1 protein-coding gene is annotated in these 281 nt (G+C 44.5%); it reads left to right on the top strand.

The window, feature by feature from the left end; genetic code table 11:
- Positions 1–281: hypothetical protein (locus K9V48_RS30290; protein WP_224142367.1), on the top strand; the 281-nt coding region annotated here is incomplete at both ends.

Consider the following 281-nt stretch of genomic DNA (forward strand, 5'->3'; position numbering starts at 1 on the left):
TTGCTGCTGGTTTTGTTGTGCTTGTTGTTGCTCCTTTTGCTGCTGGTTTTGTTGTGCTTGTTGTTGCTCCTTTTGCTGCTGGTTTTGTTGTGCTTGTTGTTGCTCCTTTTGCTGCTGGTTTTGTTGTACTTGCTGTTGCTCCTTTTGCTGCTGGTTTTGTTGTGCTTGCTGTTGCTCCTTTTGCTGCTGGTTTTGTTGTGCTTGTTGTTGCTCCTTTTGCTGCTGGTTTTGTTGTGCTTGTTGTTGCTCCTTTTGCTGCTGGTTTTGTTGTGCTTGTTGTT

It is taken from the genome of Metabacillus rhizolycopersici (assembly GCF_020075705.1).